Origin of the sequence: Gordonia sp. (in: high G+C Gram-positive bacteria), from assembly GCF_020438995.1 — a bacterium.
Taxonomy (GTDB): domain Bacteria; phylum Actinomycetota; class Actinomycetes; order Mycobacteriales; family Mycobacteriaceae; genus Gordonia.
On the sequence record NZ_JAGQTN010000255.1, the window covers coordinates 1 to 22,303 of the forward strand.

The window sequence follows — 22,303 nt, forward strand, 5'->3', positions numbered from 1 at the left end:
ATCGAGAAATACGCCATCACCCGAGCAGGCAACGACCGATGACGCACCTCGGTCCGCCCGACCTGCGCAATCACCTCATCAACCAGCTCCGGCGCAAACACCCTCGTCAACACACCCACCGACACCAGATCAGACAAACGACGATCAGACTCAGGCTTCACCCAACCAGCACGCGGCACACCACCAGACTACACCCTCAACGACCTTAACTGAACGGTATTGGCCCTAGACACCGGCCTCTACAGATCACCAGCGACACCCCTGACCGCCACCCGGTGGTTGTCAGGGGTGTCGCTCTATTTCGGCGTGACACGTCCCCGATGTAGTCACTACTACATCCAACATCAATAGGGTAGTGTTCACTACATGTCGTTCGCCTCCCTGGTCTCCGAGCACCTCGCCGGGCTTTCCCCGGCGGAAGCACGCGTGGCGATGTTCATGGCCGACCACCCGCACAGCGTCGGACATCTGTCCGCGGCCCGCCTCGCCGAAGCGGCCGACGCGAGCGATGCCACCGTGATCCGCACCGTACGTAAACTCGGCTTCGACGGTCTGGCCGCACTCCGCGAGGCGCTCGCCGCCGAACTCTCGCTCTCCGGCCGCCTGGAGGCCTCCCTGGGCAACGGGCGGCAGGTGGGCACGATGCGGCTGATCGGCGAACGCGCCGACGCCGTACGCGCCCTCCCCGGGCGGATCGTCGAGGACTCCCTGCTCAAGGCAGTCGACATCGCGAGCAAGGCCAAACGCGTCTGCGTCGTCGGTTTCGGTCCGGGCGGCTTCCTCGCCGGTTACGCCGCCCACCAATTCCGGCGGGCAGGGATTCCGGCCACGGCGATGACCGCCACCGGTCAGGGTTTCGCCGACGAGCTGAGCCGGCTCACCGAGGGCGACGCGGTGGTGGCGATGGCCTATGACCGCACGCGCGAGGTCGATGTCCTGCTCGACCAGGCAGTCACATTCGCCATCCCCGTGATCCAGTTGACCGAGGACGCCCTGACAGCGGACCCCCGGGCCACGGTCGTACTGGGGGCCGGCCGCGGTGAACCGACGCACTCACCCACCCACGCGACGACGATCATCGTTCTCGAGTCGCTCGTGCTGGCTGTCGCGGCCCGGCACGCCAAACGCGCCGACCGCGCGACCAAACTGCTCTCCGACCTCCGTGGACGCCTTACCGGTAGTCAGAATCCCGGATCCATCGCCGATGTCGACACACCGACTACTGGGCGGTGAATGGCAAAGATCATCACCTTTCGACATTCATCGCGGCAACACCACCGCTGATTGTTTCCGGATCGACGCGACGATTGCGTCGACCATTTTGTCCATCATTTCCGGATTTCAGTATGGTCGGGACCGACCGCCCTGCGATTGCTCCGGTCGCCAGGATTCTCGTCGGCAATTCCCGAGAATCTCCGGCAGAGTACATCAGCGCGAGCGCCGGTCTGCGATGGCATCCTGGGCGACCTGCGCCAGGAACTGCGCGCCGGCACCGATGATGTCATCGTTGAATTCGTAGGCCGCATTGTGCACCGGCCCGCGATCCTCCGTGATCGGCCCATTGCCGATGAACGCGTACGCCCCCGGGATTCGTTCTAGGAAGAACGAAAAATCTTCCGCAGCAAGGATTCCTGATGTGTTGGGATCGACCTTGTCAGGCCCTGCGACACCCGTGGCCACGCGTGCGGCGCGCGCGGCACACTCCGGATCGTTCACCGTGCACGGATAGCGGCGCTCGTAGGTCAGATCGATGCTCACCCCGTGCGCAGCGGCCACCGAATCGCACATCTGGCCGACGATACCCTCGATCCGGTCACGGGCTTCGGCGCTCAGACACCGGGCGGTACCACGCAGGACGGCCTTGGGCGGCAGCACGTTGTTGGTGTCTCCCGCAAGGAACTGTGTGATCGAAACAACCGCCGGCACAAAGGGATCCAGCCGGCGCGACACGATCGTCTGCAGCTGGCCGACCAGACTCGATCCCGCCACGATCACATCTCCCGTGTGGTGCGGCGCCATCGCGTGCGCGCCGTCGGCGGTGATGGTGATCTCCAGGTGATCGAACGAGGCGAGCTGAGTGCCCGGGCGGACCGCGAAGTGCCCGGCGGGAATGCCGGGTATGTTGTGCAGTCCGTAGATCTCCTCAATTCCGAAGCGGTCGATCACGCCGTCGTCGAGCATGGCGACGGCGCCGGCCGCACCCTCCTCCGCCGGCTGGAACACCAGGACCACCGATCCGGCCAATTCCTCTGTACTGCTCAGGATTTCAGCCGCACCCAGCAGCATCGCCACATGGCCGTCGTGGCCACACGCGTGCATGATGCCGGGATTGGCCGACGCGTGCGCCCGGCCGGAGATCTCGTGGATCGGCAGCGCGTCCATGTCGGCGCGCAGCCCCACCACCGGCCCGCGGGACCGATCTCCGACGATCCCGACGACGCCGGTTCCGCCAAAGCCGGTGTGTACGTCGATTCCGAGTTCACGAAGATAGTCCGCGACCAGTCCGGCCGTCCTGACCTCTTGAAAGGCAAGTTCGGGATGGGCATGGATATCGCGCCGAACGACCGTCAGACGTTCCAGGGTTTGAGAATTCAACAAGGCCATACCAAACACTCTCACAAATCTCCGAATAAGTGGGGATTAAGGGTTAGGCAACGCTAATTCCGGGTGTACGATGTGCTCCATGAGTCTTCGCCGCAACCGGATCTCTGTGTTCACGGCAGCGTTGCTGTGCGCGGTGACCACGGGCATCGTCCATTCCCCCGTCGCCTCGGCCACGCCGGGATCGCCCGTAACCGGAGCGGGCTGGTCATTTCGCGTCTCATCGGTACCGGCGGGCGTCAACAGCGGCGGCGAGCTCGCCTTCGACGCCACCCGCCGCGCCCTGTTCATCACCGACAACGACTTCGTGATGAGCACCAAGGGCGGTACCGACGTCTCGTTCGATCCCCACGTGGTCCGGCCCAAGGTCACCGTGTTCAGCATCGACAAACGCCGCCCGGTACGCTCGATCGACTTCACGCCCCAGCCGTGGGGCATGATGCCCGTCGGCAACGCCCCGATCATCCCCACCCCGCAGGTACCCGACGGCATCTCGCTCGACACCAAACGGGGTCAGTTGGTGGTCAGCAACTCACATGCCAACGGCATCACGGTCGTCGGCATGAAGGCCACCACCACCAGCGCAGCGAACCTCATCGCCGTGCCCAACACGCACCCGATGGGCAGCGTCGTCGACACCGCGGCGGGCCGGGCGTACGTGGCACTCAACAACGCGGCCCGTGTGGCCGTCGTCAGCACCGTCACCGGGCGCAAGATCTCCGAGATCGGGGGCATCAAGTGGCCGTCGTTCGTCGACCTCGACGCCAAGCGGCACCGTCTGTACGTGGGCAATGCCGACTACCTGACCAAGAAGACCAACTACCTCACCGTGGTTGACACCCGCACCGACAAGATCGTCAAGCGCATCGCGACACCGTCGAACACGCGACCCAAGGTCGACCCGGCCACCGGCCGCGTGTTCGCCGCGAGCTTCGACACCGGCAAGATCGTCGTGATCGACCCGGATTCGCTGACCATCATCAAGACCGTGCAGACGCATTCCTCACCCAACAAGCTGGCGATCGACGCGCAACGCCGGCTCGTCTACACCGCCGACCTCCAGAAGCGGACCATCACCGTTCTCGACGCGGACACCGCGAAGGTCGTCGCCACCGTGCCCACCAACGCCCCCGTGCACACCATCGCGGTCGACCCGAGAACCGGTGCGGTGTACGGCACCCAGCACCAGTCGGGCCGGCTGACGATCCTGTCGGTCGCCCGAGCCCACTGACTCTGCGACCCTGTTCGCCCCCGGTGACAACGAAAGCCACTGATTCTCCATGACGACTGGTTCACGATGACGTCCGCACCCGCCGCCTCGCCCGGCTCCCAACAACTCACCCCCGCCCAGACCGCGCTGTGGTTCGGGCAGCAGCAGGTCCCAGATTCGGCGGTCTACCAATGCGCGGAGCGTATCGACATCCGCGGGGATCTCGACGTCGGCGCATTCGGTGAGGTGCTCACGCGGTGCCTCGCGGCCGTACCGTCACTCAACGCGGAGTATTCGTCCGGACCGGACGGACCGAGGCAACGACCCCGTGCGCGTGCGCACCGGCTGCAATTCCTCGACGTCAGCGCCACCACGGACCCCGCCAAGCAGTGCGATCACGAGATCGCCGAGTTCATGTCGGATACGCACTCGTCTTCGGAAGCGATCGCCGGCGACCGGCTCAGCGCTCAGCTCCTCATCGAGGTGTCCACCTCGCATCACGTCTGGGTGCAGCGGATCCACCACCTGTGTGTGGACGGCTATTCCTTCGCGACCCTGCTGCGCTGGGTGGCCGCCTCCTATGCCGCCACGATCACCGGCGCCCCCCTGCCCGATGCACCGTTCGCCGCGCCCACCGCGCAGACGGCTCCCGCCCACGACGGTGGCAGCGACTTCTGGCGCGACTACTGCGCGGGCGAGTCACGTCCGCAGAGCCTCGTCGAGGCACCGCCGACCGTGGCCGTCGACCATGCCCGCAGGGTGTCCCGGCGGCTGCCTGCCCGGACCCGGCCCGGCACGCACGGCTGGGCCGAAGCGGTCATCGGAGCCGTCGCCGTGTATACAGCGGCGCTGTCGGCCGGTACCGAGGCCGTCATCGGCATGCCGTGGGCCAATCGGCGACTGGGGGCGCCGCCCACCATCGAACCCGCGGTCAACATCCTTCCGCTGCGGATCGCCGTCCGGCCCACCGAGACGGTAGGCGCACTTCTCGACGCAGTGAGCGCCGAAGTCCGTTCCGTCCGGCCGCATTCGGCCTACCGGGCCGAACGCCTTCGGCGCGACCTCGATGCCGTCGGCACCGACGCGGTGATCTACGGGCCGGTGGTGAACGTCAAGTTCTTCACGCCCGTTCTGGCGTTCGGCGCGGCCACCGGCACCATAACCAACATCAGCATGGGACCGGTCGACGACATCACCTTCACGGCGTCACCGCAGCAGGACGGTGGTCTGGTTCTGGAGGTCGAGACCAATCCGCATCGCTACGGCGCCGCAGACACCGAACGTCACGCCGATCGGGTCCTCGCCGTAGTCGCCGCGCTGGTGGGCTCCGACGCCGCCACTTCGCTCGGTGCCGTCGCGGTATCCGCACCGACCGATGTCGACGCGCAGATCGAGCGGTTCAACGACACCACCGTCGACTACGACGACGCCACGCTCACCGAACTCCTCGACGCCGCGGCGCGCACCCATCGCGGCCGGACCGCCCTCGAATGGGGTTCACGGACTCTGACCTACACCGAATTCCACACCGCCGCCACCGACCTCGCCGAAACGCTGGCCGCCCTCGGCGCCGGACCGAACAAGGTTGTGGCGCTGCGGATGCCGCGCGCACCGGAGATGGTGGTGGCCATCCACGCCACCATCAAGGCCGGCGCCACCTACCTGCCCATCGATCCGGAGCTGCCCGACGAACGCATCGCCTCGATCCGGGGTGACGCCCGGCCAGTGGCCGAGCTGACCCTCCCGGATCCGGAATCGGATGCATCCGGCGTATCCCGTTGGGAATGGGAGGATCTCGCGCTCACGGTCGCCTCCTACGGCCACACCGGCAGTACGGAACTGCAAGCGCCCGCACCCGCCGATTCGTCGTACATGATCTTCACCTCCGGCTCCACCGGCCTGCCCAAGGGCACCATCATCGAGCACCGCAGCATCGTCAACCGGCTGCGCTGGATGGATGCGGTGTTCTCGATGACTCCCGACGATCGCGTGCTGCAGAAGACGCCGTACTCGTTCGACGTGTCGGTATGGGAGTTCTTCTGGCCGTTGCTCACCGGCGCCCGCCTCGTGGTGGCGCCGGCCGGCGCCGAACGCGACAGCGCGCACATCGCCCGCGAGATCGTCGACCACGGGGTCACGGTGTGCCATTTCGTGCCGTCGGCGCTGGCCGCGTTCCTCACCGAGCCCGCCGCCCGCGATACCTCGTCGCTGCGGCTGGTGGTGTGTTCCGGCGAGGCCCTGCCGGCCGAGGTCCTGGTGCAGGCCGGGCGGGTCTTTCCCCGCAGCGTCGGCACCGGCGAGAACATTGTCTACAACCTGTACGGACCGACCGAGGCCGCCGTCGACATCACCTGGTGGTACCCCGGCGACGACTGGGACCGGACGTCGGTGCCCATCGGGCTGCCGGTGCACAACAGCGCGGTGTACGTGCTCGACGATGCGCTGCGCCCCCTCCCGCTCGGCTACGTCGGTGAGCTCTATCTGGCTGGTGTGCAGTTGGCCCGCGGCTACCTGTGCCGCAGTCCGCTGACCGCAACCCGGTTCGTGGCCAATCCGTTTCGTCCCGGCGAACGTATGTACGCCACAGGCGATCTCGCGCGCAGGCGCCCGGATGGTGTGATCGAGTACATCGGCCGCGTCGATGACCAGGTCAAGATCCGCGGCCGGCGCATCGAACTCGGCGAGGTGGCCACCGCGCTGTCGGAAGTACCGGGCGTGGCGCATGCGGTGGTGATCGTCCGCGGCCGTGGACCATCGGCGCTGTTGCTCGGCTACCTCGTCGCCGAGCCGGGGGGTGGCGTCGACACCTTCGAGGTGCGCGCACAACTCGCTCATCGGCTGCCGTCCTACATGCTGCCCGACGCCCTTGAGGTGATCGACGCGATCCCGATGACCCGCAACGGCAAACTCGACCGCAAGAGGCTGCCCGAACCGACCTTCGGTACTGGCGAGATCACCAGTCCCGCAACACCACTGGAGATGACGCTGGCCGGGGTGTTCGCGGAGGTCCTCGACCGTGATGCGGTATCGGTGACCGACAGCTTCTTCGATCTCGGCGGCAATTCGCTGTCGGCGACGCGGCTGGCCTCCCGGGTGGGTGAGGTGCTCAATCAGGACGTGTCCGTCTCCGATGTGTTCGCCGCGCCCTCGGTCACCCTGCTCGCGCAGCGGGTCAGCGGGGAGTCGACGGTAGACCCGTTCGGCCGACTGCTGACACTGCGGCCCGCAGGCAACGACGCGCCGATCTTCTGCGTCCATCCGGCGGGCGGGCTCGGCTGGTGCTACTCGGGGTTGCTGTCGGTGCTCGATCGCACCGGCGGTGTGTACGCACTGCAGGCCGACGGTCTCGACGGCGGACCGCTGCCGGGCAGCCTGCGCGAGGTCGCCGAAACCTACCTCGATGCCATGGAATCGGTTGCGCCACAAGGACCTATCCGCCTGTTGGGCTGGTCGGTGGGCGGGGTGATCGCCCACGAGATGGCAGCGCTGGCCCGCGGCCGGGGCCGCGATGTCAGTCTGCTCGCCCTGATGGATGCCTATCCGAGTGAGTTGTGGGCGGCGCAGCCGCCGCCGTCCCCGGAGGAGGTGCGCCGCGCGTTCCTCATCATGGCGGGTATCGACGAGGCGGATCTCGACTCCGACGACGCGCTCCTCGGAGCGTTGCGTGAGGCCAATACGGCGTTCGGCGGGCTGTCCGCGGATCGGGTGCGGGCGATCGCGAAGGTCGTCGCGCATTTCGCCGAACTCATGCGCACACACACCACATCGACATTCGACGGTGATGCAATCCTGTTCCGCGCCACCGAGAATGCCCAGGATTTTCTGGACCCCGACGCCTGGCGCGGTCATGTGAGCGGGAAGTTCCGGCAGATCGACTTCGCCACAGCACATCCGGGCATGATCCGGCCCGCCGCACTCGCCCGGATCGCGCAGGCCGTCAACGGTGAAACCGTTGCCTGAACGAGTCACTGCCGACGATTTGCGTGATCGGATCATTGACCCGGCGGGCGCCGACCACACTGAACTGACCGGCCTGATCAGCACGCACGGCACCCCGGTGCTCACCGACGATCCGCTCGACCCGACCCGCCAACGAGTTCTGTTCACGTGGTGGCCGGACCGGTCTCCCGCGCTGAGTGACGGTAAAGAGCTTGCGGGCGTGTATGTCTGGGTCAACCGCCTCACCGACAAGAAGCACGCCGACGCCGGGCTGATGGAACGTGTCCCCGGCACCGATGTGTGGTTCGCCGAGATCTCGGTCCCCCGCGACACCATGGCCGGATACCGCATCTACCCGTTCGCCGCCGACGGTCCCGGCGTGACCGACGGGAAAGTCGAGTACTCGCGCGCGGTAGTCTCCCACGCCCTCGTCGATACTCGAAACCAGCTGGTGCGCAACAGATCACCGTTCGGGTCGGTCGCCCGGTGCGCGGCAGCGCCCGGTTTGGACGACTGGATCGGGCCGCACGAGGCGGTCATCACCGACACCGTCGGCGAGGTACCCGTCGACGGTGGCCCCCCGATCCGGTACCGGCTGAGCGTTCCGGACACCACCGGCCCCACCCCGATCAACCTCCTGATCACCTTCGACGCCGAGAAGTGGTGCGACCGATACCAACTCGCGCACGTGCTGGACGATCTGCATCGCCGCGGCTCGCTCACCGAACGCTACGCCGTGCTCGGCATCTACTCCCCCGCCGGCAGCGGTGACCGGCTGCGCTTCCTCGGCGGCGACCGCACCATGCTCGATGCTCTCGCCGGCACCCTGCTCACCGACGTGCGCAACCATCTGCCGGCGCCACCGCCGCGCACCGTCGTCACCGGTCAAAGCCTCGGCGGTCTGGCTGCTCTCGCTTTCGGCGCCTGGCACCCCGAAGCCGCCGACCGGATCCTCGCGTACTCCCCGTCAGTCTGGTTCCGGCCGGGTCTGCACGCCCGGCCCGCCGACGTCAGCGGCCGACAGGAATGGATTCACGAGCAACTGCGCGATGCCGGGCGGTCGGGTGCCACACTGCCCCGGCTGACCATGGCGGTCGGCGATTTCGAAGAAGAACTCGCACCCAATGTGGCCGAGGCCGCCGGTACCGCGGACAACTGCGGTTTCCCGATCACGTTCCGCACCTATTCCGGCGGTCACGACGACTGCTGGTGGGCGGCAATGCTTCTCGACGATCTCGCGGCCGACACCCGTCGAGATACCCTGCCCGACGACACCGACACAGGATGTTAGCCGATGCGTACCCGAATGATCCGATTCTTCACCCTCATCGCCGCCGCGCTACTCATGCTCGCGACGGTCACCGCCTGCGGCGATGAAGACTCGGGTGCCGGCCCGTCCGGACCGGCACGCGAGTACACCGACGCCCGCGGTGTCACTGTCGACATCCCACAGAACCCCGGCAAGATCGTCACCCTCGCCGAGGGTGCCCTCGATGCGGCACTGGCGCTCGGTGTGATCCCCGTCGGCACCACCAGTGCACGTGGGCAGACCAAAGCCCCGGCCTACCTCGGCGCACAGGCTTCCGAGATCCCCATCGTGGCCACCCCACGCGGCCCGAATCTGCAGCAGATCCTCAAGGCCCGGCCCGATCTGATCCTGGTGGACGACACCACCGCATCGCGCAACTCGCTCGACGAGCTGGCCAAGATCGCGCCGACGCTACTGGTCGCCAAGTACGCCGAAGGGTGGGAGAAGTACTTCAAGGCAGTCGCCGACGTCCTCGGCAAGCCCGGCGAGTACACCAAGGTAACGGGCGAGATCACCACCGAGATCGGCAAGGTCAAGCAGCAGGTGACGACCAAGCAGGTGAACGGCCGTGCCCCTACCGCGAGCATCGTCCGGTGGGCCGCCGACGGCCCGACCATCGTCGGCGGCAACTCGATGTCGAGCTGGGTACTCACGCAGGTCGGCTTCACCCGGCCCGCCGCGCAAGAGAAGATCAACTCGCAGGGCCGTTCCGGCGACAAGGTCAGTCTCGAGAATCTCGACCTGATCGACGCCGACTACCTGTTCTTCGGTGTGCTGGCCGGCAAGGAGAAGGCCGCCGAGGAACTGTCGGCCGCACGTAAACTCCCCGGTTTCGGCACGCTCGGCGCCAACCGTTCGGGCAACGTGTTTCCCGTCGACGGCGTGCCGTGGACCAGCGGTTCCGGTCCGCTCGGCGTCAAGTCCGTACTGGCCGAGGTTGCCGCCGCGGCCGGGTGACATCACATGTCTCGCACCGCGACGGCGATTCGGCGAATCGAACCCCTTACAGCTATCCTGAACCGGTTGTTTGCAATATGAAAGGCCGATAATGTCCGCACGTGTCCGCATCTGTTCCGCTGTCCTCGGCACCGGTATGCTCCTCACCGGCGGATCGGCGCTGACCTCAGCTCCCGCCACCGCCGCCACCAGCTACAAGAACTGTGCCGCCATGAACAAGGACTACCCGCACGGCGTCGGCAAGCCCCGTGCCGTCGACAGGACTACCCGCACCCCGGTCACCGATTTCACCGTCGACGCCGACCTGTACAAGGCGAATACCAAGCGTGATCGCGACCGAGACGGAATCGCCTGCGAGAAGGCCTGATCCCACACGCGCGCCGGGGCTCTGGGCGTTGGAACCCGGGAGTGTGCACATCGCAGCGGCCCCGATCCACCCGCGACACCCGGCCGGGCATCAGGCCCTGCGCGCAGTGACCTGCCAATTGTTCATCGAGTGTCGCGTCCCAGCCGATCGGGTCGAGCACTTGCAGGACGTACTGAACCTCGTCGGATATCGCCCCCGGTGAGCGCCGACTACAGCTGGCTGACCTGCACCGACATTCCCGGATCGGAAGCGACGGTGAGCGGGGACGGCTGCGCCCCGCCGGCGATAACATGCGCACCAAGGGTGGCGATCATGACCCCGTTGTCGGTACATAGCCGCGGTTTGGGTACCCGCAGGGTGATACCTGCTGCGGCGCAACGCTCTTCGGCGAGCGAGCGAATCCGTGAATTGGCCGTGGCCCCGCCGCCGAGCACGAGGGTGTCGACGTCGAGATCGGTACAGGCGCGGATCGCCTTCATCGTCAGTACGTCGGCGACGGCCTCCTGGAACGATGCCGCCACATCGGCGAGCGAAACCTCGACACCGTCTCGGGCAGACTTTTCAACATAGCGCGCCACCGCGGTCTTCAGTCCGCTGAAGGAGAAGTCGTATCGGGCATCCCGAGGTCCGGTCATCCCGCGCGGGAACGCGATCGCCTTCGGATCTCCGTGCACCGCAAGATGATCGAGCGCGGGTCCGCCCGGGTAGCCGAGGTCGAGCAACCGGGCCACCTTGTCGAACGCCTCTCCGGCCGCATCGTCGACAGTGGTGCCGAGTTCGGCGATGGGCCGGGCCAGATCGGTCACATGCAGCAGATGGGTATGGCCGCCGGAGACCAGCAATGCCACGCACTCGGGCATCGGACCATGTTCGAGGGTGTCGACCGCGACGTGCCCGCCGAGATGGTTCATGGCATACAGCGGCACGTCCCAGGCGAGCGAATACGCCTTGGCCGCTGCGACTCCCACCAGGAGCGCACCTGCCAGGCCGGGGCCGATGGTGACGGCGATGGCATCGGGACGATCGATCCCGGAGGCCTCGCGGGCTCGCCGCATCGTCGGCACGATGGCCTCCAGGTGGGCGCGGGAGGCGATTTCGGGTACGACTCCGCCGAACCGGGCATGCTGATCGACGCTGGAGGCGACCTCGTCGGCGAGCAACTCGGCGGCGCCGTCGGCCCACCGGACGATACCGACTCCTGTTTCATCGCAGGAACTTTCGATTCCCAGGACGATCATCGTGGGTCCTCCTCAGGCCGCAGGGTCTCGGTCCGGGCCCGCCGGATCATGGTGTACGCATCGGCACCGGACGGCTGATAGTAGCCGCGGCGGATGCCCGCGGTGGTGAAGCCGTTTCGCTCGTACAGACTGATCGCGGTGTCGTTGTCGGTGCGCACTTCCAGGAACACGGGCGCATCCGCGTCGTCGGCGACGGTCAGCATCGCCCGCAGCAGTGCCAGCCCATAGCCTCGTCCGCGTCGTTCGGGATCGACTGCGATGGTGTGGATCTCGCTTTCGTAGGCGCCCGGGCCGCCGAGCATCGAGATTCCCGCGTAGCCCATCGCCTCACCGCCCGGTGTGTCTCTGGCGGCGAAGTAGGTGTTGTAGGGGGCCTTCATCTCGGTACGGAACGCCGACTGCGGCCATGGTGAATCCCCGGCGAACATCGCCATCTCAAGCTCGGCGCACCGCGGCACGTCGGCGAGGGTCAGCTCGTCGATGATCGGCCGATCCTGCGTCACCGGAGCGCAGCCTTGGCCGGACGTTGCCGCTCAACTGCGTCGGGTCGCCGAAGATAGAGCGGCACAATGGGTTCAGGAGACGAGCCGGACAGGACCGCGGCAGCGGCCGCAGTGGCGAGACCGAAAACGGTTGGAACGGAAGGAGCCTCGGCGTTGACGACAAGTCCGACTGCCTCGATATGTACCGGCGAGCCGGCAGCGACGTCCACTCCGGTAACAGCGGCGGTCACCGACGCCGGGGCGGCGACCTCTGGGCCTGCCGTCCTGTTTCCGGATTCGTATCGCGCCCAATAGACTTCGCGCCTACGGGCATCGCTGATAACCGCAACCGTGGTGACGTCCGGCCGATCATGGCACACCTGCGCGGCTAGTGCGTCGAGCGAGCACACTCCGTAGGCGGGCAGCCCGAGCGCGTCGGCGAAGGCAGCGGCTGTGGCCATCCCGACCCGCAGACCGGTGAAGGGGCCGGGACCGCAACCGACCACGACGGCCGCGAGATCGCCTCGGCCGACACCGGATTCGTCGAGAACCTCCCCCATCTGGGTGGTCAGCAGCTCCGCGTGCCTGCGATGATCGGAGATCGACCGCTGCGCAAGCACATTCACCCCCGACGCGGTAATGGTCGCGACCCCGGTCACGACGGAATCGGTGGCCGTGTCGATGACGAGAACATTCTTGCCGGCAACGTCAGTCATGGTAAACCCATCCCCATTGCGCATGGCGCACTTCGGAATCCGGATCGCGGCGCAACCGGACCAGCAGGTGCCGGTCCGCCAGGACCTCGGCCACCCCCTCACCCCATTCGACGACCACCACGTCGTCGGTCAGGTCGGTGTCGAGGTCGAGGGCGTCGAGTTCATCCAGACCACCGAGCCGGTACGCGTCCACGTGCACCATCCCCGGCCTCCCCGGGCCACCCGACCGGTGTTCGCGGGCGATGATGAATGTCGGCGACGACACGCGCCCGAGCACACCCAGCCCGGCACCGATCCCGCGCGCGAGCGCCGTCTTACCCGCGCCCAGCGGACCGTCGAGAATCACCACATCACCGGCGGCAAGACCCGAGGACAGTTCGCGCCCAAGGGATTCTGTGTCGGCGACATCGGGCAGATCCCTGCTGTGCCATTGGGTGGCGGGCGCGGTCACTTCTGGCCTCGCAGCCAGCGGCGCCGCCGGGGCGGCGGCAACGCCACCCGGCGCCGCTCGACGAGGTCGACGATCGCCTCGGTGACCAGTTCGGGACGTTCCATCTGCACCATATGCCCGGCGTCCTGCGCCACCACCAACCGCGACTCGGATCCGAGGTCGGCGTACATGCGCACCGAATTGGGCAGCGGGGTGAGCTGATCGGCGCTGCCGCCCACCACCACACTCGGCACCTGCGCGAGAACGGGGAACGCGGTCGACTCGTCGTGGTCCTCAAGCGCGTACAGGAAGTTCACGAGCGTCTCCAGCGGCGTGTTCTGGATGATCTTCTCCACCGCCCGGCCCGCGGCGCGACTGTGGAAACCGGGACCGAAACTGGCCGCGACCAGTACCGGTTCCAATGACGATCGGGTGATGCCGCGGCCCGCCTGCACCAGCCGGGGCGCACGGCGCACCGACGCACGGAACGCGTCGACCACCGGGTTGCGCAGCCCCTGGCCGAGGCCGGCTTCGGTGATACCTCGTGGCGCGGTGGCCACGAGCGCCACCCCGGACACGATGCCGTCGGGTCCGAACAGGTACGAGTGCCGGCGCGCGAGCGCCATGAGCGACATACCGCCCATCGAATGTCCCACCAGCACAACGGTTCCCGTGGTGCTCGACTTCGGTGGCCAGCGTCTGCGGGTGATCGTGCCGGGCGTGATGGTGCGAATCACCGCGGCCGTGTCGTCGGCGAGCTGGGCGATCGTGCATGTCTCGGCCGGAGCGCGGTCACTTTTGCCGTGCCCACGGTGGTCGAAGAACACCATCCGGATCCGCCTGCCGGCCCAGCGTTCGGCCAACTGGAATCGCTGGAAATGCCAGCTCGCCATGCGCAGCGTGAACCCGTGTACGAACAGCACCGTCACTTCGGGTTCGGCGTCGACGTCGCTGTCCCACAGGTCGACGGTCCGCACCGCCAGCGCCAGCCCGTCGTCGGTGACCACCGACGACGCCTGATCGTCGTAGATCGCCTTGAAGTCCTCGTCGGCGTACGGGTCCGGGCCGGTGGCCTTTTCCCGGCGGGTCACCCGCTTGGCCACCCCGCCCGCCGCCTGTTTGCCCAGGGTCCCCAGGTGCGGCACACCCGCGAGCAGCACGGACCGTTCCTTGGGCTCCGAGGTTTGCGCAGCCTTCGCGGTTCGCGCCGCCTTCGCGGTTTTCGCGGCCTTGGACACTCTCTCGATGGGACCCATCACGCCTCCCCGCCGACGTAGCGGCGTACGGTCCGGCCACGGATGGCCGACAGTATCTCGTAGTCGATGGTGTCGGTGGCGTCGGCCCAATCCGCTGCGGTCGACCCGCCGGCGTGGCCGCGTCCGAACAGTTCGGCCAGATCGCCTTCGGCGACTCCACCGCCGTCGGGCCCGAGATCGATGACGAACTGATCCATACAGACTCGGCCCACTGCCGGGAACCGTCGGCCGTTCACCAGCACCTCGAACCTGCCGGACAGGGTGCGCGGCACGCCGTCGGCGTAACCGGCCGGTACCACCGCGACGACGGTGTCCTGCGGGGCCACCCAGGTGTGCGAATACGACACCCCCTGCCCCCGCGCGACCCGCTTGACCAGCGAGATCTCGCCGGTCAGCGTCATCACCGGGATCAGGCCGAAGTCGCCACGACCGGGCAGCGGAGTCCGCCCGTACAGCGCAATTCCCGGGCGCACCAGGTCGCGCGACAGATCGGGCCGCACCAGCGCGGCCGGCGAGTTGGCCAGGTGCATGATCTGCGGCGGCGCGCCGAGCCGGGCCAGGTCTGCTGCGGCGGCATCGAGACTGTCGGCCTGCTGTGAGTTGAGCGGATGGTCGGGTTCGTCGCCGCGGACCAGATGCGTCATGATCGCCCGCAGCATGATCGATTCCTCGGCGTGTGCCTTGGCCAGGGCAACCGCCATCGAATCCCATTCGTCGACGGCCACGCCACTGCGGTTGAGGCCGGTGTCCACTTTGACGGTGGCCGTGGCGGTGATCCCGGCTTCACGCGCGGCGTCCACGACGGCGGCGAGCTGCCGGGGCGAGGACACCGCGATGTCGATATCGGCGGCGACCGCCGCGGCGAAGTCGGTGCTCGGGGTGTGCAGCCACGAGGTGATGTGGGCGTCGATCCCCGCCTGCCGCAGTGCCAGCGCCTCGGTGACGTGCGCCACGCCCAGTTCCTCGGCACCTGCCGCGAGTGCCGCGCGCGCCACCGGGACGGCTCCGTGGCCGTACGCATCCGCCTTCACAACGGCGATCACACCGGTGCCCGAGGTCTCCCGCAGCACCCCGATGTTATGCGCGAGAGCATCGAGGTCGATGGTGGCGGTGAGGGCAGCGGCGCTCGGATTGGCAGTCATCGCCGACCAGTATCCCAGACGCCCCGGCCACCGATGGTGGATGTGGCGGCGCATTCGAGTAGTCGCGCCGATCCCACAGCGCACCGGCCTGCGTGACCGGTGATACATGCGGTCCAAACCTGGTGGTCGGCCATGTGTGCTGTCAGGGCGTGTGTGCTGTCAGGGCGTGTGTGCTGTCAGGCGCCGCGGAGTTCGCCGATCACCGGGTGGACGGCCGCCAACAGCGCCGACGCGCCGACCGGAGCGCCACCGCTTGCCTGCCGCGCCGCCAGCGCATGAACGCGTGCGGCGCAGGCGCCCGCGACCACCGGTTCCAGGCCCGCCGCCAGCAACGATCCCGCGATGCCCGTGAGCACATCACCCGCGCCTGCCGTGGCCGCCCACGACGATCCCGCATCGTTGCCGTACACCAGTCCTTCGGGGGTGGCGACGAGGGTGATCCGGCCCTTGAGCAGCACCGTCGCGCCCAGTTCGGTGGCCAGCGCACGCACCGCGGCCGGCCGGTCGTCGCCCACCGCCGACCCCGACAGCCGGGCGAACTCGCCGGCGTGGGGGGTCAGCAGTGTCGGGGCTTGCCGATCGCGCACGAGGTCGAGATTCTCCGCCAGCACCGTGAGCCCGTCGGCGTCCACGAGCACCGGCAGGTCGGTGGCCAGGACGGTACGCAGGATCTCCAGCGCTTCGTCACCGGTACCCATCCCGGGCCCGACCGCCCACGCCTGCACTTTTCCGGCATCGGCCAGGTCGTTCACGGCGACGACTTCCGGATAGTGCGAGATCACCTGATCGGCCGCCGAACCCACATACCGGGTCATCCCGGACGTCGCCGACACCGCGGCACCCGAGGCGAGGATCGCCGCCCCCGGATAACGCGCCGATCCGGCGACAATGCCGATAACGCCCTGCGTGTACTTGTCGTCGGCCGGTCCCGGCACCGGCCACAGGGCGGCCACCTCGGCGTCGGTGAGGCGGAACAGTCCGTCCGGAGCGGATTCGGTCGGCGGCAGGCCGATGTCGACCAGGTCGATCCGGCCGCATCGCGGCGCTGCCAGCAGATGCGCATTGCGGTAGGCACCGAAGGTGACGGTGATCGTCGCCCGCACCGAGGGCTCGTTGACCACGCCGGTATCGGCGTCGACACCGGACGGCAGATCGACGGCGACGATCGGTGCGGTGACCTGCGCGAACACGTCGGCGGCCGCGGGCCGCAGCGGACCGGTACCGCCGATACCGAGTACGCCGTCGATCACCAGATCCAGCGATTCGGGCAACGTGTCGACCACGCGGCCACCGGCGCCGAGCAACGCGGCCAGCCCGCCTTCGTGGGCCCTGCCCGGCACGAGGAGTACGGCCGAGCAACGAACTCCGCGGCGGGCCAGGATCGCGCCGGCGTACAGTGCGTCGCCGCCGTTGTTGCCGGCGCCGATCACCAATCCGACGGCTCGGCCGTAGCAGCCGCCGGTGCGCTTGAGCTCACCGATCACGGCCTGCGCAACCCCGGTCGAGGCCCGCCGCATCAGGGTGCCGTTTACCAGCAGGTCGCCGGTGGCGTGTTCGGCGACCCGGACCGCGTCGGCCGTCAGATACTGGACCGGCATCGTCGCCTCCCGGAATCTATTGTGCGCGTGCGCTATTGGGTGCGATCACTACTCGACGGTGACGGACTTGGCGAGGTTGCGTGGCTTGTCCACGTCGTAGCCACGGGCCTGGGCGACGGTCGCGGCGAACACCTGCAACGGCACCGTCGACACCAGCGGCTGCAACAGCGTCGGCACCGCCGGGATCGCGATGAAGTGGTCGGCGACGGCGCGTGCGGCGGTGTCGTTCTCCTCCGAGATGACGATCGTGGTGGCTCCGCGGGCCTGGATCTCGCGGATGTTGCTGACCATCTTCGAATGCAGCACGGCGCGTCCCGAGTGTTGCGGCATCACGATGATCACCGGTAGGTCCTGCTCGATGAGTGCGATCGGGCCGTGCTTGAGCTCACCGGCCGCGAAGCCCTCGGCGTGCATGTAGGCGAGTTCTTTGAGCTTGAGCGCACCTTCGAGCGCCACCGGATAGCCGACGTGCCTGCCGATGAACAGCACGGTGGTGTGGTGGGCGAGCGATCGGGCCAGCTCACGCACCGGATCCATGGTGGCCAGCACCTCGGTCACCGACGCGGGCATCGCCTCGAGTTCGCGGAACTCGCGGGCCACCTCGTCTGAGTACTTGGTACCGCGGGCCTGGGCGAGCGCCAGACCCACCAGGTAGGCGGCGGCGATCTGCGCGAGGAAACACTTCGTCGACGCCACGCCGATCTCGGGTCCGGCGTGCGTGTACAGCACGGCGTCGGACTCGCGTGGAATCTGTGCACCGTTGGTGTTGCAGATCGCCAGCACGCGCGCCTTCTGGTCCTTGGCGTGCCGGACCGCTTCGAGGGTGTCGGCGGTTTCACCGGACTGAGAGATCGCCACCACCAGCGTCGAGCGGTCCAGAACCGGGTCGCGGTAACGGAATTCGCTGGCCAGCTCCACCTCGACGGGCAGCCGCGTCCAGTGCTCGATCGCGTACTTGGCGAGCATTCCCGCGTTGTAGGCGGTGCCGCAGGCCACCACGAACACCTTGTCGACGTCGCGCAGTTCGTCGTCGGTGAGACGCTGCTCGTCGAGAATGATGCGCCCGTTCTCGAAGTGTCCGAGCAGGGTGTCGGCGATCGCGGCGGGCTGCTCGGCGATCTCCTTGAGCATGAAGAAGTCGTAGCCGCCCTTTTCGGCGGCATTCAGGTCCCAGTCGATGTGGAACGGTTTGCCCTCACGCGGCTCGCCGTTGAAATCGGTGATCGTATACGTGTCGGCAGTGATCACCACCACCTCGTCGTGACCGAGTTCGACCGCATCGCGGGTGTGCTCGATGAATGCGGTGACGTCGGAACCGACGAACATCTCACCGTCACCGACGCCCACCACGAGCGGCGTGGACCGGCGTGCGGCGACGATCGTGCCGGGATGGTCGGAGTGGGTGAAGACCAGGGTGAACGCGCCTTCGAGGCGGCGCAGGGTGGCGTACGCGCTGGCGACGAAGTCTCCGGCGGACTCCCCCGAGGCGTATTCGCGCTCGATCAGGTGCACCGCGGTCTCGGTGTCGGTGTCGGAGGAGAATTCGATCCCCGAGTTCTCCAGTTCGTCCCGCAGCGGCGCGTAGTTCTCGATGATGCCGTTGTGGACGACGGCGATCTTCTTGTCGGTGCTGACGTGCGGGTGCGCGTTGCGGTCGGTGGGCTGGCCGTGGGTGGCCCAGCGGGTATGCCCCATGCCGGTGGTTCCGGTCAGCGCATCACGGCCGACGGCCGCGATCTGCTTGTCCAGATTCTCCAGGCGGCCGGCCTTCTTCTCGATCGTGGTGTGCCCATGGCCGTCGACGATCGCGACGCCCGCCGAGTCGTAGCCCCGGTACTCCATGCGGCGCAAAGCCTCGACCACGATATCCAGCGCGTCGCGCTGCCCCACATATCCGACGATTCCACACATAGCTCATCAGACTACCTGCGCAGCCGCCCGAAGCCGGGTACGCGCCGCGTGCTCACGCCGGTGTGGCGGCGTCCTTTTTCTTCTTCGGCGGCTTGGCACCCAGCAGTTGCGAAATCGGGTCCAGCAGTTCCGGCGTGTCGTCGAGATCGACCGTGCTGAACCCGCCGAGCGCCACCTCCGGATCGGAGAACGCCTGGTACTCGACGTCTCCGGTAAGCGAATGCAGCAGATAGCCGGTCAGCAGCGCTCGCACCTGCGAATGCACCTTGCGGTCAGCGCCGTTGATCCCGACGAGCCGTCCCGGACCGAACTTCTCCACCAGATCCGCCGACGCGCCGCCGGGCAGGGTGCGCAACACCACATCCCCGCCGTACGCCTGCGCCAGCGGCAACGGATTGGCCTGCACCCCGTCGAGTACGGACCCACCGATCACCAGCCCCTGCGCGGTCACGGACTCCGCCGCCGGCAGCAACGCCGAGGTCGTCGGGGCCGGGAACACCGCCGCCACCGACTTGACCGCCCGCGGTGCCTGACCGTGCAACGTCAGCGTCGAGGCCGCCAGCACCGCCGCCGACGCCCCCAACCCGTCACCGGCATACCCGACCTGCTCGGGGTCGACCTTCACCGCCCCGAACCCCAGCGGCACATACGAGACCACATCCAGCGCCGACCGTAACGACGCCGCCAGCGCCGTATCCGAGGCCAGCACCCCCCGCTCGGCATCCGGGGCGGCCACGACGATCCCCCACGACGCCAGGTGGTACAGCAGATCCCGATACCGACCGCTGTCGGCGAGCCACGAATGCCCGAACGCGATCGCCGGCCACTTGTCGCTCTGCCGCTTGCGCGCCGGCAGCCACGTCTGCGACGACGGCGCGAACACCTGCCCCGGCATACCGATGATGCCCAGGTCCCCACGCAACACCCGATACGGTCCCCGGATCGCCAGCCGCCCCATCAGTTCCTTGGGCGACTCCGACGGCGTCTTCGCTTTACCAAACACAGCTGCCAGCCTAGCCTCAGTAGCCGCCGTTCAGGCGCCGACTACGCGGTGGGTCTGCGCCAAATCTCGGCCCCGATCCACCACACAAAGCCCCCCGTCGACGCAGACCGTGCGTATTCGCGGATCAGGCGCGCACGGACGGGTAAGTCCCCTGGAGTGGTGGGATGGGTTCAGACGGCGATGAGGCGGACGGCCGGATCAACCGAGCGCAGATCATCGGGATCTGAGGTGACCACGGTGTGCCCGCGTTCGCGAGCATGCAGCGCGACATGGACATCGACGACATCCGCATGCCCGCTGCGACCGCACAGCAATCCAACTGCGCGAGCGGTGGTGTCGTCCAGCGGCACGACCTCTACCACCGGATCGGCAAGCAGGTGCGCTACGCGTGCCTGCCGTGGTCCGCCGCGCCATGCCTGTGCCACGACGCCCGCGGGGACTGCGAGCGGGAGTCCGTTCTCCACCGCCCTACCGAGCAGTGCGCGGACTCGGCTATCTCCTCTCTCGAGTGCCAGTAGCGCGCCCGTATCCAGGGTCAGTCCTGTGACCTTGGTGCGTTGCGTCACTCGAGGCCCAGCATCTTGTCCGCCCACGCCAGATCGTTCGCGCTCACCGGACCCAGTTCACTGTCCAGGTCATCGAGCAACCGCGCGAGACCGTTCTGACGCTCAGCGCGTGCCACGGCCGCGCTGATGAAACCCGACACCGAAGCGGCCCGGCCTTCGTCAACGGCACGCCGAATCGCATCGACTTGTTCGTCGGGCAAACTCACCGCGATCTTTCTGGTCATACCGCGAGCATACCGCGGTGTCGTGTCCGTCATTGCGTCTCAACTACAGACGGCGGGTGTGGGGGCTGGCAGAAGCGACGTCGGCGGGGAGGAGGACTTGGGGACTGCCGTAGTCGGCGAGGTCGGCTTCGCGTTGCAGACGGTCCCGGATAACCGATTCCGCCGCCGTCCACGACGGACGGGCCTGCTCGGTGAGTCTTGTTCGGCGGTCCGTGTAGTCGCGTAGGGCCGCTGTGACCGCCTCTCCTGCGCGGCGACCGATGTCGTCGATGTGATGGGCGACCCTCACTCGTCACCGGCCAGTGCCAGCTGCCCAGAGCGGCTGTCCGATGGTGCGATGGGTGCGCCACCGGCGAGGTCGTCGGTGGCGGTGCCCAGAACGTGGAACATTTCGGCGATGCCGTTGTCAGTGGTGTCGGCGGCGGTGTCGAACAGGGTGACGCGGGCAGAGATGTCGTCTGCAAGCAGCGACGGCGACACGGTTCCGGCGCGGACCGCCTCGGCGGCTCCATCCGCCGGAACACCGCACACCAGTGGTTCACCGGCTCTGTCGACGGCTCGGTACCAGGTGATGAGCAGTTGTTCGATACCCGACGCGGCCGCGACCGTCGCCTCGGCCCAATCGCGCAGCACGATCAGGTCGGCATCCACACGGTCGCCATGCGCGGTGACCATGCTACCCAGCGAATCACCCACCTGGGTCCACGCATTCCGAAGCAATACCGATCTGCCCGGGATCTGGACCGCCAGTGCGGCGAGCGTGTGGTGCGCACCGGCGAGCATGAAAGCGTCTGAGGCAAGGTCGGATACGTTCACTCGGTCGATCTGCCGGTAGCGCTTACGCACCTCGTCTTCATCGGGCACGATTGCGCCGCAATCCCGTCCGACGCGCAGCAGTGTGCAGAACGAATCGAGACTGTCGAGCGAGCGAGTACGCATCGCAGTCAGGGCCGTATTACTCATGGCATCCGCCAGAACAGGGCGATCTGGGCGTCCGCGGTCTCGATCAGTGACAGCCCGCGGTCGAGGTTGTCGGCGACGGTTTCGGCGTCACTTCCGTTGGTGCGCAGGTTCTCCGACATCCTGCGCGCCATCGCCGAGAATCGTTCCCTCAGCAGCCCGCCGTCCGCGCCGTCACCCCAGGAGGCGAACTCGTGCGTCGCCAGATCGGTTGCCACAGCGCCGGATACCGCGGCGAATCCCCGATAGAACGCAATCGTGTCTCGCACGTCACCGATATCGACACGCATCTCCCCGTCGGCCATCGCCGCCCCTCCCCTGGTTGCTAGATGAGTGTAGCCACGAGAGGCGAAACTGGGGAGAGTCTGTTCGGATACTGTGAATGAATCCGCCC

22 protein-coding genes are annotated in these 22,303 nt (G+C 67.5%); 6 read left to right on the forward strand and 16 right to left on the reverse strand.

What is annotated here, in order from left to right; all coding sequences use genetic code 11:
- On the reverse strand, nucleotides 1-179 hold a 179-nt coding region (locus KDB67_RS17635; protein ID WP_291018415.1), incomplete at its 3' end, for a transposase domain-containing protein.
- Nucleotides 180-366: 187 nt separating this feature from the next.
- Between KDB67_RS17635 and KDB67_RS17640 the strand changes: the two genes are divergently transcribed.
- A complete protein-coding gene (locus KDB67_RS17640; RefSeq protein ID WP_291018365.1) occupies nucleotides 367-1,233 on the forward strand; it encodes a MurR/RpiR family transcriptional regulator in 867 nt (288 codons plus the stop codon).
- Between the two features lie 195 nt (nucleotides 1,234-1,428).
- On the opposite strand, the gene KDB67_RS17645 is transcribed toward KDB67_RS17640, so the two are convergent.
- Nucleotides 1,429-2,604, reverse strand: coding sequence for an amidohydrolase (locus KDB67_RS17645; RefSeq protein ID WP_291018368.1), 1,176 nt, complete (start codon nucleotides 2,602-2,604; stop codon nucleotides 1,429-1,431).
- Nucleotides 2,605-2,683: 79 nt separating this feature from the next.
- Here KDB67_RS17645 and KDB67_RS17650 point away from each other — a divergent pair, with 79 nt between their 5' ends.
- The 5 genes from KDB67_RS17650 (at nucleotide 2,684) to KDB67_RS17670 (ending at nucleotide 10,383) form a co-directional block, all read left to right on the forward strand.
- Nucleotides 2,684-3,832, forward strand: coding sequence for a YncE family protein (locus KDB67_RS17650; RefSeq protein WP_291018371.1), 1,149 nt, complete (start codon nucleotides 2,684-2,686; stop codon nucleotides 3,830-3,832).
- Between the two features lie 66 nt (nucleotides 3,833-3,898).
- Nucleotides 3,899-7,771 carry an amino acid adenylation domain-containing protein gene (locus KDB67_RS17655; protein WP_291018374.1) on the forward strand — a complete coding sequence of 1,291 codons (3,873 nt, stop codon included), beginning with the start codon at nucleotides 3,899-3,901 and terminating at the stop codon, nucleotides 7,769-7,771.
- Nucleotides 7,764-9,041: an enterochelin esterase domain-containing protein gene (locus tag KDB67_RS17660; RefSeq protein WP_291018376.1), complete on the forward strand. Its 1,278-nt coding sequence runs from the start codon at nucleotides 7,764-7,766 to the stop codon at nucleotides 9,039-9,041. Before KDB67_RS17655 ends, KDB67_RS17660 begins: the two co-directional genes overlap by 8 nt.
- Nucleotides 9,042-9,044: 3 nt before the next feature.
- On the forward strand, nucleotides 9,045-10,016 hold the full coding sequence (locus KDB67_RS17665) for an ABC transporter substrate-binding protein (RefSeq protein WP_291018378.1): 972 nt from the start codon (nucleotides 9,045-9,047) through the stop codon (nucleotides 10,014-10,016).
- Between the two features lie 136 nt (nucleotides 10,017-10,152).
- A complete protein-coding gene (locus tag KDB67_RS17670; RefSeq protein WP_291018417.1) occupies nucleotides 10,153-10,383 on the forward strand; it encodes an excalibur calcium-binding domain-containing protein in 231 nt (76 codons plus the stop codon).
- Nucleotides 10,384-10,592: 209 nt separating this feature from the next.
- Here the strand turns inward: KDB67_RS17670 and tsaD are convergent, their stop codons facing one another.
- From tsaD to KDB67_RS17740, 14 genes are all read right to left on the reverse strand, one after another.
- Complete coding sequence (gene tsaD / locus KDB67_RS17675) at nucleotides 10,593-11,621, reverse strand: tRNA (adenosine(37)-N6)-threonylcarbamoyltransferase complex transferase subunit TsaD (protein ID WP_291018380.1); 1,029 nt, start codon at nucleotides 11,619-11,621, stop codon at nucleotides 10,593-10,595.
- Nucleotides 11,618-12,124: a ribosomal protein S18-alanine N-acetyltransferase gene (gene rimI / locus KDB67_RS17680; protein WP_291018384.1), complete on the reverse strand. Its 507-nt coding sequence runs from the start codon at nucleotides 12,122-12,124 to the stop codon at nucleotides 11,618-11,620. The genes tsaD and rimI overlap by 4 nt, the downstream gene beginning before the upstream one ends.
- On the reverse strand, nucleotides 12,121-12,819 hold the full coding sequence (gene tsaB, locus KDB67_RS17685) for a tRNA (adenosine(37)-N6)-threonylcarbamoyltransferase complex dimerization subunit type 1 TsaB (RefSeq protein WP_291018387.1): 699 nt from the start codon (nucleotides 12,817-12,819) through the stop codon (nucleotides 12,121-12,123). Before tsaB ends, rimI begins: the two co-directional genes overlap by 4 nt.
- Nucleotides 12,812-13,270: a tRNA (adenosine(37)-N6)-threonylcarbamoyltransferase complex ATPase subunit type 1 TsaE gene (gene tsaE, locus KDB67_RS17690; protein WP_291018390.1), complete on the reverse strand. Its 459-nt coding sequence runs from the start codon at nucleotides 13,268-13,270 to the stop codon at nucleotides 12,812-12,814. The genes tsaB and tsaE overlap by 8 nt, the downstream gene beginning before the upstream one ends.
- Entirely contained in the window at nucleotides 13,267-14,496 is a 1,230-nt protein-coding gene (locus tag KDB67_RS17695) for an alpha/beta hydrolase (RefSeq protein ID WP_291018419.1), read from the reverse strand. Before KDB67_RS17695 ends, tsaE begins: the two co-directional genes overlap by 4 nt.
- 8 nt (nucleotides 14,497-14,504) lie before the next feature.
- Nucleotides 14,505-15,647, reverse strand: coding sequence for an alanine racemase (gene alr, locus KDB67_RS17700; protein WP_291018393.1), 1,143 nt, complete (start codon nucleotides 15,645-15,647; stop codon nucleotides 14,505-14,507).
- 176 nt (nucleotides 15,648-15,823) lie between these two features.
- Entirely contained in the window at nucleotides 15,824-17,245 is a 1,422-nt protein-coding gene (locus KDB67_RS17705) for an NAD(P)H-hydrate dehydratase (RefSeq protein WP_291018395.1), read from the reverse strand.
- 48 nt (nucleotides 17,246-17,293) lie between these two features.
- Nucleotides 17,294-19,156 (reverse strand): glutamine--fructose-6-phosphate transaminase (isomerizing), encoded by a 1,863-nt coding sequence (gene glmS / locus KDB67_RS17710; protein WP_291018397.1) that lies wholly within the window; start codon nucleotides 19,154-19,156, stop codon nucleotides 17,294-17,296.
- Between the two features lie 52 nt (nucleotides 19,157-19,208).
- Entirely contained in the window at nucleotides 19,209-20,159 is a 951-nt protein-coding gene (locus KDB67_RS17715) for an alpha/beta hydrolase (protein WP_291018400.1), read from the reverse strand.
- Nucleotides 20,160-20,329: 170 nt separating this feature from the next.
- Nucleotides 20,330-20,725, reverse strand: a complete 396-nt coding sequence (locus KDB67_RS17720) for a PIN domain-containing protein (protein WP_291018403.1) — start codon at nucleotides 20,723-20,725, stop codon at nucleotides 20,330-20,332.
- Nucleotides 20,722-20,949, reverse strand: coding sequence for a ribbon-helix-helix domain-containing protein (locus tag KDB67_RS17725; protein WP_291018405.1), 228 nt, complete (start codon nucleotides 20,947-20,949; stop codon nucleotides 20,722-20,724). Before KDB67_RS17725 ends, KDB67_RS17720 begins: the two co-directional genes overlap by 4 nt.
- Nucleotides 20,950-20,992: 43 nt before the next feature.
- On the reverse strand, nucleotides 20,993-21,238 hold the full coding sequence (locus KDB67_RS17730; protein WP_291018406.1) for a hypothetical protein: 246 nt from the start codon (nucleotides 21,236-21,238) through the stop codon (nucleotides 20,993-20,995).
- Nucleotides 21,235-21,912: a hypothetical protein gene (locus tag KDB67_RS17735; protein ID WP_291018410.1), complete on the reverse strand. Its 678-nt coding sequence runs from the start codon at nucleotides 21,910-21,912 to the stop codon at nucleotides 21,235-21,237. Before KDB67_RS17735 ends, KDB67_RS17730 begins: the two co-directional genes overlap by 4 nt.
- Nucleotides 21,909-22,303, reverse strand: a 395-nt coding sequence (locus KDB67_RS17740; RefSeq protein ID WP_291018412.1) for a hypothetical protein, incomplete at its 5' end; no start/stop codon positions are given. The genes KDB67_RS17735 and KDB67_RS17740, both read right to left, overlap by 4 nt.